The 17162-nt window shown below is 43.2% G+C and carries 20 protein-coding genes; 10 read left to right on the top strand and 10 right to left on the bottom strand.

The window, feature by feature from the left end:
- Positions 1-284: 284 nt before the first annotated feature.
- The 8 genes from rplU (at position 285) to AY607_RS10005 (ending at position 6635) form a co-directional block, all read left to right on the top strand.
- On the top strand, positions 285-596 hold the full coding sequence (gene rplU, locus AY607_RS10040) for a 50S ribosomal protein L21 (protein WP_004651211.1): 312 nt from the start codon (positions 285-287) through the stop codon (positions 594-596).
- 19 nt (positions 597-615) lie between these two features.
- Positions 616-870: a 50S ribosomal protein L27 gene (gene rpmA / locus AY607_RS10035; RefSeq protein ID WP_004280639.1), complete on the top strand. Its 255-nt coding sequence runs from the start codon at positions 616-618 to the stop codon at positions 868-870.
- A gap of 247 nt (positions 871-1117) precedes the next feature.
- The gene (gene lolA, locus AY607_RS10030; RefSeq protein WP_064102447.1) at positions 1118-1813 is read left to right on the top strand and encodes an outer membrane lipoprotein chaperone LolA; all 696 of its coding nucleotides are present in this window, start codon (positions 1118-1120) and stop codon (positions 1811-1813) included.
- Between the two features lie 166 nt (positions 1814-1979).
- Positions 1980-2738: an RsiV family protein gene (locus AY607_RS10025; RefSeq protein ID WP_064102446.1), complete on the top strand. Its 759-nt coding sequence runs from the start codon at positions 1980-1982 to the stop codon at positions 2736-2738.
- A gap of 100 nt (positions 2739-2838) precedes the next feature.
- Positions 2839-4110, top strand: a complete 1272-nt coding sequence (gene serS, locus AY607_RS10020) for a serine--tRNA ligase (protein ID WP_064096369.1) — start codon at positions 2839-2841, stop codon at positions 4108-4110.
- Positions 4111-4185: 75 nt separating this feature from the next.
- A complete protein-coding gene (cysG, locus tag AY607_RS10015) occupies positions 4186-5559 on the top strand; it encodes a siroheme synthase CysG (protein ID WP_064096368.1) in 1374 nt (457 codons plus the stop codon).
- A 31-nt stretch (positions 5560-5590) separates the two neighbouring features.
- Complete coding sequence (locus AY607_RS10010) at positions 5591-6067, top strand: tRNA (cytidine(34)-2'-O)-methyltransferase (RefSeq protein ID WP_064096367.1); 477 nt, start codon at positions 5591-5593, stop codon at positions 6065-6067.
- Between the two features lie 88 nt (positions 6068-6155).
- Positions 6156-6635, top strand: a complete 480-nt coding sequence (locus AY607_RS10005; protein WP_064096366.1) for a hypothetical protein — start codon at positions 6156-6158, stop codon at positions 6633-6635.
- 69 nt (positions 6636-6704) lie between these two features.
- Here the strand turns inward: AY607_RS10005 and AY607_RS10000 are convergent, their stop codons facing one another.
- From AY607_RS10000 to rpoD, 6 genes are all read right to left on the bottom strand, one after another.
- On the bottom strand, positions 6705-8093 hold the full coding sequence (locus tag AY607_RS10000; RefSeq protein WP_064096365.1) for an APC family permease: 1389 nt from the start codon (positions 8091-8093) through the stop codon (positions 6705-6707).
- A gap of 264 nt (positions 8094-8357) precedes the next feature.
- Positions 8358-9542, bottom strand: coding sequence for an iron-containing alcohol dehydrogenase (locus tag AY607_RS09995; protein WP_064096364.1), 1185 nt, complete (start codon positions 9540-9542; stop codon positions 8358-8360).
- Between the two features lies 1 nt (position 9543).
- Positions 9544-10077, bottom strand: coding sequence for a hypothetical protein (locus AY607_RS09990; protein WP_064102445.1), 534 nt, complete (start codon positions 10075-10077; stop codon positions 9544-9546).
- 74 nt (positions 10078-10151) lie between these two features.
- Entirely contained in the window at positions 10152-10811 is a 660-nt protein-coding gene (lipB, locus tag AY607_RS09985) for a lipoyl(octanoyl) transferase LipB (protein ID WP_064096362.1), read from the bottom strand.
- 149 nt (positions 10812-10960) lie between these two features.
- A complete protein-coding gene (locus AY607_RS09980) occupies positions 10961-11248 on the bottom strand; it encodes a YbeD family protein (protein ID WP_064096361.1) in 288 nt (95 codons plus the stop codon).
- 114 nt (positions 11249-11362) lie between these two features.
- Positions 11363-13276: an RNA polymerase sigma factor RpoD gene (gene rpoD / locus AY607_RS09975; protein WP_264753795.1), complete on the bottom strand. Its 1914-nt coding sequence runs from the start codon at positions 13274-13276 to the stop codon at positions 11363-11365.
- Between the two features lie 374 nt (positions 13277-13650).
- Between rpoD and AY607_RS09970 the strand changes: the two genes are divergently transcribed.
- Positions 13651-13857 (top strand): PA3496 family putative envelope integrity protein, encoded by a 207-nt coding sequence (locus AY607_RS09970; RefSeq protein WP_064096359.1) that lies wholly within the window; start codon positions 13651-13653, stop codon positions 13855-13857.
- Between the two features lie 71 nt (positions 13858-13928).
- A complete protein-coding gene (locus AY607_RS09965; protein WP_064096358.1) occupies positions 13929-14453 on the top strand; it encodes a YecA family protein in 525 nt (174 codons plus the stop codon).
- A 63-nt stretch (positions 14454-14516) separates the two neighbouring features.
- Here AY607_RS09965 and AY607_RS09960 read toward each other — a convergent pair whose 3' ends face one another.
- From AY607_RS09960 to AY607_RS09945, 4 genes are all read right to left on the bottom strand, one after another.
- Positions 14517-14948, bottom strand: coding sequence for an ABZJ_00895 family protein (locus AY607_RS09960; protein ID WP_064102443.1), 432 nt, complete (start codon positions 14946-14948; stop codon positions 14517-14519).
- A gap of 29 nt (positions 14949-14977) precedes the next feature.
- The gene (locus tag AY607_RS09955) at positions 14978-15595 is read right to left on the bottom strand and encodes a DedA family protein (protein ID WP_064102442.1); all 618 of its coding nucleotides are present in this window, start codon (positions 15593-15595) and stop codon (positions 14978-14980) included.
- A gap of 87 nt (positions 15596-15682) precedes the next feature.
- A complete protein-coding gene (locus AY607_RS09950) occupies positions 15683-15961 on the bottom strand; it encodes a hypothetical protein (RefSeq protein ID WP_064102441.1) in 279 nt (92 codons plus the stop codon).
- A gap of 207 nt (positions 15962-16168) precedes the next feature.
- Positions 16169-17101 (bottom strand): rhodanese-related sulfurtransferase, encoded by a 933-nt coding sequence (locus AY607_RS09945; RefSeq protein WP_064102440.1) that lies wholly within the window; start codon positions 17099-17101, stop codon positions 16169-16171.
- Between the last annotated feature and the right edge of the window lie 61 nt (positions 17102-17162).

Raw genomic sequence — 17162 nt, 5'->3', positions numbered from 1 at the left:
CAGGACGCACCCCCTTCATCCGGCTGAGTATATTAATCAAATGCGCCAGATTTCTGCTGTAGTATTTTGTTGCTGAATATATCTTGAGTGCTTGATTTGATAGGAAATATTTAATAGTTAAATAATTAGCGTAAACGGGTCATTATTATTTCAGTAAAATGGCTTGTTGTTTTTTTGAATATCCCTTAAAATCCTCGCCCTTAGATATCCCCCCAGTGGCGTACGTCTTAAGTTCGATATATTCCTTTATCGGCACGACGACACGGGTTAGTTTGGAGTACATTATGTACGCAGTAATCCAAAGCGGTGGTAAACAGCACCGTGTAGTTGAGGGTGAAACCCTTAAAGTAGAATTATTGAAAGCTGAAACTGGCGCGACTATTACGTTTGATGACGTATTGATGCTTGTTAACGGTGAAAGCATTCAAATCGGTGCTCCAGTTGTTGCTGGTGCTACTGTAACTGCTGAAGTAGTTAGCCATGGTCGTCACGACAAAATCCGTATTGTTAAAATGCGTCGTCGTAAACACTACCGTAAACAACAAGGTCACCGTCAATGGTTCACTGAGTTGAAAATTACAGCTATTTCAGGCTAATTACGAGGAGTAAATAGACATGGCAACTAAAAAAGCCGGTGGTTCGACTAAGAACGGTCGTGATTCGAATCCTAAGATGTTAGGTGTTAAAGTTTACGGTGGTCAAACTGTAACTGCAGGTAACATCATCGTTCGTCAACGTGGTACTGAATTCCACGCTGGTCAAAACGTAGGTATGGGCCGTGACCATACATTATTTGCTACTGCTGATGGCGTAGTAAAATTCGAAGTGAAAGGTCAATTTGGCCGTCGCTACGTATCTGTTGACGCGTAATCCGCTGAGATAGAAAAAAAGCCCACAATTTTTGTGGGTTTTTTTATGCCTGAAAATTAATGTTCAGCTTAAGTGACATTCCATAATGTAAAAATTGTCCTGAAATCTTCATGATGATGAACAAAAAAACCGGTTTCGAATTAATAACAATACAAAAGTTCTTATTTTCTATCATTTTAGCTTTTAATTTTCGTTTAAGATGAGTTATCAAATAAATTGCGATGACGCAAAATATAAGGGTGAAATTATGAATATGCTTCGTAAAACCGTCTGTGCGATGGCGCTGGGTGCAGTGACTTTAGCTCCGGTGATGAGTACAACCGTGTTTGCTGCTCCTGTAGCAGCTTCGGAGCAGCAGGCAACTGCAAGTCTGGTGAAACAGCTTAATCATGTGCGTAGTATGACGGCAAACTTCGAACAAAGCTCCAAGGTGACTAACCCGAGAGCAACTCAGAAGAAAGGTCTGACTGCACAGCATATGAATCAAACCTTTAAAGGGGTGATGAAAGTCGAGCGTCCGGGTAAATTCTATTGGGAAACGACAGCACCATCCAAGCAGGTAATTGCAACTACGGGTAAAACTGTGTGGATTTATGATCCTGATTTGCAGCAGGCGGTTCGTCAAAGTCTAGATGAACAGGTGGCCAACACACCGGCATTATTGCTGTCAGGAAACACCAGCCAGATTATGCAGTCTTACCGGGTCACTCAGCCAAATAAGGGTAAAACCTATTACACGCTTTATCCTAAAAATACCGATGGGGTATTTGAAAGCTTGACGATCAGTTTTGGAACGAATAAAGCACCAAATTTGATGATCTTGCAGGATTCATTGGGGCAAACCACCACAATCAAATTTAACAATGTAAAAGTGAATAGCAGCATTCCTGCTTCTACTTTTAACTTCACCCCACCCAAGGGTACAGATATCATTGATCAATAAACTTTAAAATGAACCGATAAAAGCAACCTATTCAGGTTGCTTTTTTATTGCCAGAGATCAGGATAAGGTTGGACTGGATACAAGGTTTAGCTATATCTGGATGGCAGCGCATCTTAAAATAAATAAAAGTCGAGTCAATGAAATTGCAAAATTTTAGGAGCTCAGTATGAAGATCAATCGGTTTAAAATTTTCAGGGTGTACCTAGTGTTCTTGATTGGTCTGGGCATACTGGGTTGTCAGCCTCAATCCAGTTCAGTTGCTATTCCTGAAACAGACCAGAATGTGCAGATTGAAACTGAAGCAGTTCCACTCAAGGGGGCGGCCAAAGTGGTGTGTGAAATAGAGGGGTGTATACGCTTTGATTTGCAGACGGTAGACACCAATATTGACTGGATTAATCAATATTTTGTTGAGCGCATTCAGCATACCGAACCTGTTGCATTCATTAAAGTTATCCAGAAAAATCCTAAAAAAGCCCATGAACCGCATTATCTGGATCAGCGGTCGATCAAGGTGGAATTTATGGCTCAGCGCGCTCATCTGGCCACTTTTACCTTAAAAAGTTCCAATTTACCTCGGAATCATGCTCAACCGATGACTCATACTGAATATATCAATTTTGATTTACAGCAGAAAAAACGTCTGGCTTTACATCAATTTTTGTTCAATGGCAGCGAACAGAAACTGCTTGAGGTGATGTATCGTGCCAATGCCCCATGGTTGAATAAACAAGGGATTCAACGGCAACAGTTAAAGCTGAGTGATAACTATTATTTTGACAGCTCTGGTCTGGTAATAGTGTATCCGGCGGGTGAGTTGGCTCCGACAGCTGCAGGCATGCCTGAATTAAAAGTACCCTATGCAGATTTAAAAAAAGTGATTCGGCCAGAATATTGGGCCATTTTGCAGCAGACAACTTCCTAAATATTGTGCTAATAGGGCGAAGCTTGGGTTCTGGTCGCTGTATTTTTTGACGTTAAGAGCTTACACTATAGCCAGTTTTTTTCTTAACAAAAGATTGGCTATGATCGACCCGAAATTACTCAGAAATAATATTGAGGCTGTAAATTTAGCCTTGGCAAAACGTGGTGTTCAACTGAATGTCGAAGAGTGGGCTGCACTTGAAGCTCGCCGCAAAGAAATTCAATCCAAAACTGAATCGCTACAAGCTGAGCGTAATGCGGGTGCGAAACAAGTTGGTCAAATTAAAAAAGCCGGCGGTGATGCATCTGAAATCATGGCACGTATGTCAGCGATTGGTGATGAAATCAAAGCTGCTGAAGCTGCACTGGCTGAACTGCAAGCTGAGCTTGAAGAAAAATCATTGTCTATTCCAAACTTGCCAGACGAATCTGTACCGGCAGGTAAAGATGAAAGCGATAACGTGGAAATCCTGAAATGGGGTACGCCACGTGAATTTGATTTCGAAATCAAAGACCATACTGATCTTGGCGAAATGATGGGCGGTCTGGAATTTGAAACCGCTACCAAATTGACCGGTTCACGTTTTAGCGTACTGAAAGGTCCATTGGCACGTTTACAGCGTGCTCTTACCCAGTTCATGCTGAATACACACACAGACCAAAATGGCTATACCGAAGCCTATGTGCCTTATCTGGTGAATGCAGATTCATTGCGTGGGACTGGTCAGCTGCCGAAATTTGAAGAAGATCTGTTTAAATTACAGGGCGAAAAAGAATTTTATCTGATTCCGACTGCTGAAGTGCCAGTAACGAATTTTGTGCGTGATGAAATTATTGATGCAGACCGTCTGCCACTGAAATATGCGGCGCATACGCCATGTTTCCGCAGTGAAGCTGGTTCATATGGTCGTGATACGCGTGGTTTAATCCGTCAGCATCAATTTGACAAAGTGGAAATGGTTCAGATTGTAAAACCTGAAACCTCGATGCAGGCACTAGAAGAATTAACTGGTCATGCAGAAGGTATTTTGCAGGCATTAGGTCTTCCATACCGTAAGATCATCCTGTGTGGTGGCGATATGGGCTTTGGCGCGACCAAGACTTATGACCTGGAAGTTTGGGTACCAAGCCAAAGTACCTATCGTGAAATTTCTTCATGCTCAAACATGGGGGACTTCCAGGCGCGTCGCATGAAAGCGCGTTACCGTGCTGACCAGAAGAAAACTGAATTTGTGCATACCTTGAATGGTTCAGGTCTGGCCGTGGGTCGTACTTTACTTGCAGTGATGGAAAACTATCAGCGCGCCGATGGCTCGATTGAGATTCCTGAAGTATTACGTCCATATATGGGTGGTGCGACTTATATCGACTAATTGTCGATCTTTGCATCCCTATAAATGTGCATGAAAATTGCATAGACAGTCAGATTTAAAATTTTGAGGTAGTTCGTGGATATTTTTCCAATCTCGTTAAAGTTGCAGCAGCAACCTTGTCTGATTGTCGGTGGTGGGCATATTGCATACCGTAAAGCACTTTTACTTCAAAAAGCAGGTGCGATCATTCATGTGATTGCACCTGAAATCGAAGAGAGTCTGCTGCGAATTGTGCAAAATAGCCAAGGACACTATGTGCAGGCAGCTTTTTATCCTGAAGTTGCATTACGCCAATATCGACTGGTGATTGCGGCGACTGATGATGCCGAGACCAATCGTCAGGTCTTTGAACTGTGTGAAGCGGAAAATGTCCTAGTCAATAGCGTCGATGATCCACCGCATTGCCGGTTTATGGTGCCAGCGATTATTGACCGTTCACCTTTGGTAATTTCAGTCGCATCGAATGGTACGTCGCCCGTGTTGTCGCGGCAGATTCGTACTCAACTGGAAACCACTATTCCGCATGAAATGGGCAAGCTAGCCGAGTTTTCAGGAAAATGGCGCAGTGCGGTTAAGGCTAAAATAATCAATCCGGATGAACGCCGTATTTTTTGGGAAGACTTATATGCCAGTCCGCTAAAAGAACAGGTGTTTAACGACAATATTGCAGAAGCAGATCGCCTGATCGAGCAAGCATTACAAGAATGGCAACAGCCGAAAGGTGAAGTCTATCTGGTGGGCGCCGGTCCTGGTGATCCAGAACTGCTGACATTAAAAGCCTTACGTTTGATGCAGCAAGCCGATGTGGTGATTTACGACCGTCTGGTTTCAGCACCCATCATGGATCTATGTCGTCGTGATGCGGAAAAGATCTATGTCGGTAAGGCGCGTTCCAACCATGCGGTGCCGCAGGATGGAATTAATGCCTTGTTGGTCAAATATGCCAGTGAAGGAAAGCGGGTTTGTCGTCTGAAAGGTGGTGATCCCTTTATCTTCGGGCGTGGTGGTGAAGAGATTGAAGAACTGTTCGCTGCAGGCATTACTTTTCAGGTGGTTCCAGGGATTACTGCAGCTTCAGGCTGTTCAGCCTATGCCGGTATTCCCTTGACCCATCGTGATTATGCACAAAGTGTACGTTTCCTGACCGGTCACTTAAAAGAAGGTTCGCCTGAACTGCCTTGGAGTGAACTGGTCTATGAAAACCAGACCTTGGTGCTGTATATGGGCTTGGTGGGACTGGAAAAAATCTGTGCGCAGTTGATTGCTCATGGTCAACGCACCGATATGCCGGTAGCGCTAATTTCTAAAGGTACGACCCCTGAGCAAAAAGTCGTAGTGGGCACCCTGACGGACATTGCATCCAAGGTGGCCGAACATCAGATTCAAGCTCCGACTTTGACCATTATTGGTGAAGTTGTGCGTTTGCGTGAACAATTAAAGTGGCAATAAGCTGTCACTTAAACCCAAGTAGAGAAATTCTGTGATCCACGTTGTTTTATATGAGCCTGAAATTCCTGCAAATACAGGCAATATCATTCGTCTGTGTGCCAATACCGGAGCGCAGTTGCATCTGGTCAAGCCGCTGGGTTTTGAACTGGATGACAAAAAGCTGAAACGTGCCGGCCTTGATTATCACGAATATGCCAATATGCAGATTTGGGAAAATATCGAAGACTGTCTGGCTGATCTGGCAAGTAAAGGCATTGGTCCGGATGCAGTCTATCCACTCACTACTAAAGGTTCTGCAACGCCACATACCTCGGACTTAAACCGTCCTGTGGCCTTGTTAATGGGGCCGGAAACTCGTGGCCTACCGGAGCAGGTGCGTATGCTGTTCCCGCAAAAGCAATGGATTCGTTTACCCATGGCAGAGAACTCGCGCAGTCTGAACCTTTCAAATGCGACTGCAGTGATTGTGTATGAGGCTTGGCGTCAACAGGGTTTTAAAGCGCTTTAACTGAAATCTACAATAATTTAAAAAGCCACCTTCGGGTGGCTTTTTTATTTTGTGTAACAAATAGATAAAAGGTTTTGCACTTCATTGTATGCTTAGGTTTGAAACGTCATCAAATATAGCAAAAGGTACTGCCTTGAAGCCTCTAGTAAAACTTGTCATCACATGTTGCTTTAGCATCATTGCTGCTTCTGTGAGTGCGGAAGACGGTAGTGCTGCAACCCTGACAACTGAAAATCGGCCTATTACTCAAGCGGAAATCCAGCAGAGCCTTCGCGACATGCAGAAACGCCTGGATGCCCGTATTGAAAAATGGGGACAGAGCCTGGATGCAGATGATTTTCAATGGACCTGGCAGGGACGTAAACTAAAACAGGCCAAGCGCCAAGAAGTTTGTGATATCTTCCAGGGTGTTGTGGATGAAATGTATCAACTGGCTGTCCAGAATAAAGCCCGTTTAGCTCCGGAAGAGCAGAAGATGTTGTCTAACCGTCGCCTGTTTATTGAAAAACTGGGCTACAAAAATAATCGGGTCGATACTCAAATGGGTTTTGATTGCCTTCTAAATTAGTCAGCTTGAAAAAAGCAAAAAAATAAAAAAGGCGCATGAAGCGCCTTTTTTAAGGATGAACAATACCGATTATTCAAATTCGTTATGTTGTGGAGCAGGGTGCTTAAAGCCCTTGGTTTTGTAGCCCAAGTACAGAATACCGAACATCGCCCACCATAAACCGTATTTCAGCGCAGTTTCTTCAATTTCCAGCCACATTGCAAAGATACTGAAAAAACCAAGCATTGGAATGACCACGAAGCTGAAAATGTCTTTCGCAGTTTTAGTGCGGCCATCTCGCAGTGCATAACGTGAAATCACCGACAGGTTAACGAAAGTAAACGCTGTCAAGGCACCGAAGCTGATCATTGAAATGACGATATCCAGATCCATGAAGCCTGCCGTTAAGGCCACAGCACCGACAATCAGAATATTGTAGTTTGGCGTGTAGCTTTTCGGGCTAATATGACCAAAGATCTTCTTATTGATCACGCCATCACGACCCATTACATACATCAGACGAGATACACCTGCATGTGCTGAGATCCCTGATGCCATTACTGTAATGATTGCAAAAGTCAGAACATAAGACTGGAACAATGAACCGCCTACGAGTAATAGGATTTCTGGCTGAGTTTCAGCAATATTCTTAAAATAAGAACCTGGATTAGAAGGGAAGTACAGCTGCATGAAATACGTGCTAATAATGAAAATAATCCCGGCGATTAAAGCAGTCAGGAAAATTGCTTTAGGCAAAGTTTTTTCAGTGTCTTTGGTTTCTTCTGCCAGAGAACTTAAAGAGTCAAAACCAGTGAATGAGAAGCATAGTAAAGTTGCACCGGTAATCAGTGCACCGACTGATGTCAGTTCATTCCAGAAAGGCTCGAGACTCCAAAGCTGGTAACGCTGTTCAGCCGTGATCGGACCATCGGCATTGAAGCCTGCCTGCAGTTTGGTAAACACCATCCAGGTAAAGATGCCGATAACCAGTAACTGTACCAGTACGATCAGACTGTTAAAGTTGGCCACGAAGCGTGCACCGCGCAAGTTTACCCCGGTCATGAAGGCAGTCAATACGACGACCCAGACCCAGTGGTTGACATCCGGGAACAAAGCCTCAAGATAGATCACCGCCAAGATAATGTTGACCATTGGTGATAACAGATAATCAAGCCATGAAGACCATCCCACCATAAAGCCAATATTCGGGTGAATCGATTTTTGCGCATAGGTATAGGCCGAACCCGAAGAAGGATAGCGACGAATCATGTGACCATAGCTGATCGATGTAAACAAAATTGCAATGAGGGCAATGATGTAAGAAGTAGGAACATGCAAATGACTTTCTTCAGATACCAAACCAAAGGTATCAAATAAGGTCATGGGTTGAATGTAAGCTAAACCAATAATAATGATGTGCCAGAGTCCTAGCGTTTTTTGCAGTTTAGCTGCCGATTGAGTCCCAGAGAAATTTGTCAACGGCGTTATCCTCTTAATCGTTGATCAAGGATCAGTCATATTTAATAAGGATCGTTTGAGACGAACGATCCCCCCTACAATTTTCTATAAAAGCGCGCCAATCTACTTTAAAATTACGGCTTTTGCTAGCTATTTTTTAAATTTAGATTTGCACGAAGTGTGCCATTCGTAGCAAAAAACGGCTATTTCCTGCAAGATAAAAGCCCGATGTCTAAAAAAACATCAGGCTTTAAATTTTTGCTATATTGGCTTATTTTTCAGTAATTACCAAGCCTTTTTTAAGATTGATTTTAAATCTTCCAAGTTGGCTTCTTTCGGGTTGTAAATGATGGAACCATCATTTAGTGCTTTTTCAGCAACTTCATCGAGCTGGGCTTCAGAAATCTTACCGGTTTCACGTAATGTACGTGGTAATTTGGTCAGACTGTAAATCCGGTCACGCATGGTCATAATCGTTGCAATGGTTTTGTCAGCACGTAGATGCGCCGGTGTTTGTGCATAAATATCTGCACCAGCCAAAGGTAAGAGTAGATCTGCAATTTTGTCACCATTGACATCTTTGTTGTATTCCAGCACATAAGGCAGGAATAGGTTCATGCATAAACCATGCGGCAAGTGAGCCACTGCACCTAATGAGTGACCGAGAGAATGTACAATGCCCACCATTGAGTTGGAAAATGCAATGCCCGCCATGGTCGATGCCTGAGCCAGTTCCAGACGGCCTTGTGCATCGGTAGGATTGTCCAATACATTAAATAGGTGGGTGCTGATCTTCTTGACGGCAGCGGTCGCATAGGCATCCGAAATCGGATTGGCTGCCATACAAGTATAAGCTTCGACTGCATGGGTCATGGCGTCCATCGCAGTCATGGCAGTTAAATGCGGCGGCAAGGTCTGGGTCATGCGTGGATCTAGAATCGCGGCATGCGGCATCAGATAATAAGAAGCGAACGGCATTTTGACATTCTTTTCAGTATCCGACACGACAGCGACCATGGTCACTTCTGAACCTGTACCTGAAGTGGTTGGAATTACAAAGAACGGTTTCAGCGGTTTGGGCAGGTTATGTGCACCTGAGTATTTCAGCAGATCATCACCCCCTTCAGAGACCAGAATATTGGTCGCTTTGGAGGTGTCAATAACTGAACCACCGCCCACGGCAATGATCGCATCACAGTAATTTTCACGGTATAGCTTTGCCGCACTGCGAACTGTACCCAAACTGGAGTCGGGTGGTACATCATCAAAAATGGCGACAATTGCAGCATCTGCCATTTCAAATGCAGCTTCAATCGGTGCCAGCAGATTGTTGGCGCGCACACCTTTATCAGTAATGATCAGCGGACGTTTTGCTCCCAAGGTTGCAAGTTCAAACGGAATATGTTCTAACGCGGCATGGCCGGCAATTATTTTGACCGGACAGAAAAATTCATAATAAGGTTTAGCCATGTTATACACTCCGTTTCAAATAGGATTGAGCGATTTTCAGATAAATGCTGCTCGCTTCACTTAGTTTTTCTTTTAGGCTCAGATTGTTTGGATATTCTTTAACAGCCAGTTGAGCCACCATTTTCGGCAAAATCAGGGCTTCCATTTTATTCAGGCAGCGAACCAGACGAATGGCATTGGAAATATCGCCATCAGCAATCATGCGGTCATTGGCAAAAGCTTGAGAGGTACTTTCCTGAAAAGAAAATACTAAAAAGGCATGGTGCAGGTGCTTAAAGGTAATGGTCAGATCGGGCGCTTTTTCCAGATTTTTCACCAGTTCCAGTTGTTTATCCTGAGTGACCCGCGCCACAAAGGCCGGGCCGTGCGGAAAAACTTTCATGGAAAGACTAAAATTCACTGGAAAATTAGACACTTCCTGTTTTATTTCTTCATCCACCTGACTTGCCATGACCAGACCTCGGCCAATCACATCCATCATGAGTTTGACATAGGCAAGCTGCAAAGCGGGTTTTACGGATTTAGTTGCAATCACGTGATGATCCCTATCTCAATATTATTGGTTTAGAGTAAATACTCTAATTTATTTAAGGGTGAAATGCAAAGGCTTTATCTTTGCTCGACAGTTACCTGATTAAAGTAACCGCTGTGGTGCAAAGTTTCAATAATTTCAGTGCACAACTGATTGAATTGGGGCGGCTGGTCTAGGAGGTCACTCATGCGTACCATTTCTAGTCCTGCATATCCACAAGGATTAATGGTATTGAATCCGCTCAGGTCACAATCCAGATTCAAGGAAAGACCATGATAACTGCGGCCTTTACGAATTTTAAAACCGAGAGAACCTATTTTGCGCTCAGCCACATATACCCCGGGTGCATCTGGTTTGGCATAGGCATCGATGCCATATTTTTTTAGTAGATCAATCATCAGGTTTTCAGCATAAGACACTAGTGTGCGCACATTCCAGCCCAGGCGATTCAGGTCAAACATGAAATAAGCCACCAACTGGCCTGGACCATGCCAAGTGACCTGACCACCACGATCGGTCTGAATTACCGGAATACTGCTAGGTATTAGAATATGTTCTGGTTTACCTGCCTGACCCTGGGTAAGGACATCATGATGTTGCAGAATCCACAATTGATCAGGGCTATTTTCGTCACGCGTTTCCGTAAATGCTTTCATTTCCAGAAAACGATCTTCATACAGGGTAAGATCATGATATTGACGAATGATCAGCTCGGGCTTTTGCAGCGCATCAGTCACAGGGAGGGTCCTTGATAATGAAAAATACTGCCAATAATTATAATGATTTCGGCATGAAATAGGGGTGAGATCAACAATATTTAAGCCATAGCTCAGCTTTGAATGGGCATAAATAAACACGCCCGGAAGCGTGTCTTTTGTGTTTTTGATTAAAGTGCTGTTTTAATCAACGGACATGCTGCCAAGTCAGCATATACTGCATGAACCTGTTCTAGTTCCAGGAAGCGCAGCTGGGCAGTGATCGAATGATATTTACCAGTACGTGAAGGCGTTACAGTCATTTGGCTGCCATCAAAGTCAGGAAAATGCTTTACAAAAATATCATTCACGGCCTGATGGAGTTCTTCGCCAGCCAAACCAATTAATTTAATTGGATAGTCCATTGGGAACACCCAAAGATGTTCTTGAAGTTCGCGAGATGGTGTACGGTCTAACATGGTAGTCCCCCTGATTTGAAACGCCTGCAATGATGCAGGCGTTTGGGTCTGTCTTAGCTACTTAAAATGGAGACTGATGATTAAATTTCAAGTCTCCACATCACGTATCAAATCTTAATCATTCTCAAGGAATGAACGTAAGTGTTCAGAACGCGATGGATGACGAAGCTTGCGTAACGCCTTCGCTTCAATCTGACGAATACGTTCACGTGTCACGTCAAACTGTTTACCTACCTCTTCCAAAGTATGGTCGGTCGGCATGTCGATACCAAAACGCATTTTCAGGACTTTGGCTTCACGTTCAGTGAGGTTTTCCAGAACTTCACGTGTTGCTTCTTTCAGGCCTTCAGATGTTGCCGCATCAATCGGTGAAGTGATATTGCTGTCTTCAATGAAGTCACCCAGATGCGAATCTTCATCATCACCGATTGGGGTTTCCATCGAAATTGGTTCTTTCGCAATCTTCAGAACTTTACGTACTTTGACCTCGTCCATTTCCAGACGTTCACCCAGTTCTTCAGGAGTCGGTTCACGTCCCATTTCCTGTAGAAGCTGACGAGATACACGGTTGATCTTGTTAATCGTTTCGATCATATGGACCGGAATACGAATGGTACGTGCCTGATCCGCAATCGAACGGGTAATTGCCTGACGAATCCACCAAGTGGCATAGGTCGAGAACTTATAACCACGACGGTATTCAAACTTGTCTACCGCTTTCATCAGACCGATGTTACCTTCCTGAATCAGATCCAGGAACTGCAAACCACGGTTGGTGTATTTCTTGGCAATCGAAATTACCAGACGCAAGTTTGCTTCAACCATTTCCTTCTTGGCACGACGTGCTTTTGCTTCCCCCACAGCCATGCGTTTGGCAATGTCTTTAATGCCTTTCACATCAAGACCTAGCTCTTTCTCGATATCGGCAATCTTTTGCTGAAAGGCCAATACGTCTGGACGTACTTTTTCCAGATAGGCTCTCTGGTCTGCTGGTGTTTTCGCGATCTGTTCGTCTAACCAGGCCGGATTCGATTCCTGACCAGGGAAGCTGGTACGGAACTGGGTACGGTCCATGCGGCCACGGCGTACCGCATAACGCATCACTTCACGTTCTGCACCACGAATCTGGTCATGCGTGCCACGAATCATTTCAGAAATGATATCAAATAGACGCGGAGTGAATTTGAACATCATAAATACGGTGGCAAGGGCCTGCAAGGCTTCTTCAGCCTGTTTGCTGTCACGACCATATTTTTCAATGGCTGATTTGGTATTCAGCCACGCATTTTCGAGTTCAGTGAAACGCGCTTTGGCAATTTCAGGATCTGGTCCAGAATCTGCTTCTGATTCGTCATCTGACTCAGCTTCTTCTTCCTCTTCATCATCGTCCAGTTTTACGTCTTTGGTCGATTTGGTCGAGTCAGTCTCATCAGCAATAACGGCTTCTTCTTCTAGAACTTCAGGAATTTCTTCATCTGACTCGGGATCTAAATAACCGGATAAAAGGTCAGCAAGACGGCGTTCACCCGCTTCATAATCTTTGTATTCTTGCAGTACTACTTCAACCGCATTTGGCCAGTAAGCAATTGAATGCAAAACATCACGAATACCTTCTTCGATGCGTTTTGCAATGCTAATTTCGCCTTCACGTGTTAAAAGCTCTACGGTACCCATTTCACGCATATACATACGCACTGGGTCAGTTGTACGACCTGGCTCATTTTCTACAGATGCAAGTACTGCTGCAGCTTCTTCCTCCGCAACTTCATCGGCAGCTTCTGCAGTGTCCTCGAACATCGTATCATCAGATTCAGGCGCGCGATCATGTACAGGAATACCCACATCATTCAGCATCTGAATAATGTCTTCAATCTGCTCGCTTTCTGTGATGGAGTCCGGCAGATGATCGTTAACCTCAGCGAAGGTTAAGTAACCTTGTTCTTTGCCTCGGCTAATCAGAGCCGCTACTTGAGAAGTAGGGGAAGTCATATCGCTCATCTTTTGCTTACTCTTCGTTGAATCTGTGATAGTAAAAAAATCGTACAATTATGTATGCACGATTTAAGCTCATTAAATTTAGTGAATAGCCTACTTATTTCATCAGGGTAATTAGCATTAAAGCTCACTGATAAAATATTTAAAATGAAATTCAGTAATTTAAGGTGGGGATGAATTTGTTATTTTCAAGTCCAACCCATGCATATGTATATTTGACCAAAAAAATGTGTAGTCAAAAAACATAAGGACGCAGGGTGGATTATATCATGCCACACAATGGAGCTAGAAAAAAAGCCCTATTTACAATTTTAACATAGGAAAATTTAAATAAAACTTGACTTGTGATTATAGGCAAGATAAATAGCGCTAAAACCATTTACATTTTTCACTATGAGGAAGTTTTAGTGTCTTCTACAGATTTTGAACTAGATGATAACTTCGGTGAGGATGATGTTAATTTCGATGAGGCTTCCAGTAAGCTGAGTGCCAAAGAGTCGTTGGAAAAACGTCGTCTGATTGATGATTTACTTTCACAGCGTCGCTTGGAACGCGAACTCAAAGATTTTGACTACGACTTCGACGATGACGATGACTTTGATGACGAAGATTAACGAATTCGGATTTAGCATCGCCTGAATAAATGCTATGCTAAACCTTTCGGTTTTCTAAGTTTGGATGTTAGATGAGTGCTTTAGATTTAGACCTGTTGAGTGAGTATCTAGATGGTGACCAGAATGAACACGGTCTAGATTTCGCAGCAACCCATGGTTTCTTATGTGCTATTGCAGTAGGCCCAAAATTTGACAAATGGTTAGACGAACTTTTTGATAACAATCAAAAGAAAGTGCCTGCAGAAATCATCAGTCAGGTGAAAGCATGGTTAGAGTCTATTCGTCAAAGCTTAGCCAATGAAGAAGGGATTACATTCCCGTTTGAAATTGAAGAAGCAGATACCGAATCAAGCTTGGGTGACTGGAGCGTGGGCTTTGTAGATGCCATGTTCCTGAACGAAGAGGCTTGGTTTACTGAAGAGTTTGAAGAACAACTGGTTGATTTAACTTTGCCAATCATGGTCTTCAGCGGCATCGATGATGAAGATCCACAAATGGAAACTTTCCGTCGCAACGGCCAGTTAATGGATGAGCTTGCAGAAGAAATTCCAGAAAACCTGAATGAATTGTATCTGATGTACCACACGCCAGAATAATTCATAAAAAAAGCACCGTACGGTGCTTTTTTTAGCTTTGGACTTTTACATGGGTAAAGATATTCAATCCCGGTTTTTCTCCAGACCTGCGCGTTTGGACAGACTATAGCGGGCATAACCATTGTAGGCGATATGGAACAGCAAGGTATGTAAGGCAATGCTGGCAGCCACCAGAAATGAGTTAGGTCCTCTTCCTGTATAGGCGATGGTTCTATAAATTTCATCTGTCTGAGGGGACATCCAGATCAGCACAAATAAAAATATAAACTCAAAGGTCATGGCAATAATCGTAGAACCCCAGATGAGTGGTTTTTTCTCCTCCTGGGTTGGTAAGCGGTGTTGGTGTTTAACGAAGTACCGGGCACTGAGAAAGGCAGAAGCAATCAGGGCAGGAATCAGGAGAATAGCGCCCAGACCAAATAAATAGACGAATAGGCCCACCAATAGAACCAAGATCAGATAAACGGTGGCAAAATATTTCAGATAATGCGACATCGTTTTGACCTCCTTATGCTGAGGTCTATTCAGGATGGACGATTTTTACGCTGCTGTCTACGATAGAAAGCCCAGGCAATAATTACGATAACAATCGCAATAATCACATAACTGACTTTACTGAAAATCTGATGCATCAACTGCTGGTTTTCGCCAAAATAAAACCCGACACAGGCCAGAAATGTGGTCCAGATGATGGTTCCAAGTGCGCTATAGAACATGAATTTCCAGAAAGGCATATGACTCATACCTGCAGGAATGCTGATCAAGGAGCGAACAGCAGGAATCATGCGGCCAAAAAACACAATCCGGTGACCGTACTGCTCAAACCAACTCAATGATTTTTTTACATCTTCTGATTTAATAAATAAATATTTGCCATAACGATCGACAAATTTAAAAATAGAGTCATGGTTGAATTTATAGCCAATCCAGTACAGCAAAGCAGCTGCTAGTAAGGAGCCGATACAGCCAGCTATGATTACTCCAACCAGTACCAGCTCACCTTGAGAGGCTGAATAGCCCGCAGAAGGCATAATGATTTCAGACGGGATGGGCGGGAAGACATTGTCCAGGAACATGAGCAGGGCGATGCCCCAGTAGCCCAGTTGCTCCATGATGGAAATAATCCATTCGGTCAGATTCATATGATTGGCAAAATAAAAAATACTGCCTGTATCCTAAGCAGTATTTTTGGTGCGGTAAAGTCTTGGAATATAAATGCTCAGACAGAATCAGCTATGCGTCAGCGTATAAATATAAACTTTACGTAAGAAATAGGCCAAGCACACCGGCAAAATACTCAGCAGGATAAAATGTATGATACCGGTATTGATATGGTAACCAATGAACAGCGCCAAAATCGCGCCAATAACCGTTCCCAGAATAACGACAAATAAATGTGACTGATGTTCAAGCTCCTCAGTAATTTGATGAAGTCGTTGCAGCTTTATATTTTCTTGAGGTTGGAAATGAACCATATTTTCTGAATCTTGAGCAAGTGAGCCTGGCATTTTATATTCCTTTTCATTTAAAAATTTCAGTTAATAATGAAAGACTTAGCATGTAAATCACCGTATCATTAGACTAACAATCTTGTTTGAAAAAAAATGAGGTTCTTGGTAAAGGATTGGTAAGAGTTTTATTACAGTTGTAATTTTTATGTAAACAAAAAACCCTCCGAAGAGGGTTTTTATATGATTTTATTACAAAAGATAGAATTAAAGACGTTTACGTTTCGCCGCTAAAATTTGTGACTGACGCATACGGAAACTCTCTTTTTGTTTCTCTGTGGTCTTATCAATACAGTACACACAAGAGACGCCATGTTCATAACTTGGTAAGGCCACTTCTTCTGGAAGTAAAGGCCAGCCACAAGCATGACATTTGGTATTTTGACCTTCTTCAACACCATGTGTTACAGCAGTACGCCCGTCAAAAACGAAGCATTCACCTTCCCACATGCTTTCTTCAGCCGGGGTTTCTTCCAGGTATTTTAGAATGCCACCTTTCAGGTGATACACTTCTGTAAAGCCTTCTTGCAGTAGAAGTGAAGTAGATTTTTCACAACGAATACCACCAGTACAGAACATGGCAATTTTCTTGTCTTTGTGCTGTTCCAGATTATTTTTCACATATTCAGGGAATTCGCGGAAGCTTTCAGTTTTCGGATCAATCGCACCTTTGAAAGTCCCTGCCTTGTATTCGTAATCGTTACGGGTATCAACTAGAATCACGTCATCACGTGCAATCAGCTCATTCCATTCTTTCGGATCAAGATAGTGGCCGACTAAATCACGCGGTTTCACTTCCACACCCAAAGTCACGATTTCTTTTTTTAATTTAATTTTCATTTTACGGAATGGCTTTTCAGAACTGTCAGATTCTTTGTATTCCATTTCGTTAAAACCTTCATTTAGAAGGAACTGGTGAATTTGATCAATCGATGCACGGTCACCTGCAACTGTACCGTTGATGCCTTCACCTGCCACAATTAGAGTACCGCAAAGGTTGATGGATTTTACCAGGTCCAAAAGACGTTGCTGAAGATCGGCAGGATCTTGAACTTCTTTGAATTGATAAAGTGCGGCAACAACCCAACCAGTCGTCGCTTGCTGTTCTACAGGTGCAAGCTGTTCTACAGTAGCGTTCATGGAATACTCCAACGTAGCATGATATTTGAAAGGCGCACATTTTAGCTTGATTCGAGTGAAT

This window comes from Acinetobacter sp. SFA (assembly GCF_001647535.1).
In the GTDB taxonomy this organism is placed as follows: domain Bacteria; phylum Pseudomonadota; class Gammaproteobacteria; order Pseudomonadales; family Moraxellaceae; genus Acinetobacter; species Acinetobacter pecorum.
This window is presented reverse-complemented; position numbering and strand designations above follow the sequence as displayed.